Raw genomic sequence first — 458 nt, 5'->3', positions numbered from 1 at the left:
GATCTGGTTCATCCCGATGTCGCTCTACCTGCACGCCAGCATGACGGTGCCGATCTTCATCCCGTTCGTCTACTTCTCCCATGCACTGAACAAGGTGTGGCGGCGCCACATGCTCGCCAAGCACGGCCTGAACCCAGGCCTCGTCGACGAGTTGTCCCGCAAGAAGAACGCCCATATCCATCAGGCCTATGCCGAACGCTATGGACCCCGCACCGGCCCGAGCAGCAGTCACGACGTCTGATCGCGCCTACGGCTGCAAGGTGCACAACGTCAGCGCGAAGGCCGGTGCAACGGCCATCGCGATCACCACAGACGTCATCGCCAGCGACCGTGGATGCCACCAGATCGCTCGCTGAGGTTCCAGGAGGCGGCTGACGCGATCGGCCACCGCGGTACCCGCGGCTGCCAGCACTCCGTCCGGCTGGCGGTGCATGCTCAACGCGAGCAGGCTGGCCAAC

The 458-nt window shown here is 64.6% G+C and carries 2 protein-coding genes; one reads left to right on the top strand and one right to left on the bottom strand.

The window, feature by feature from the left end:
• On the top strand, nt 1–241 hold a 241-nt coding region (locus IMZ11_RS44080), incomplete at its 5' end, for a DUF5313 family protein (RefSeq protein ID WP_228649708.1).
• A 6-nt stretch (nt 242–247) separates the two neighbouring features.
• Here IMZ11_RS44080 and IMZ11_RS44075 read toward each other — a convergent pair.
• Nucleotides 248–458, bottom strand: a 211-nt coding sequence (locus IMZ11_RS44075) for a hypothetical protein (protein WP_228649707.1), incomplete at its 5' end; no start/stop codon positions are given.

Origin of the sequence: Microtetraspora sp. AC03309, from assembly GCF_020826795.1 — a bacterium.
GTDB lineage: Bacteria > Actinomycetota > Actinomycetes > Streptosporangiales > Streptosporangiaceae > Microtetraspora > Microtetraspora glauca.
This window is presented reverse-complemented; position numbering and strand designations above follow the sequence as displayed.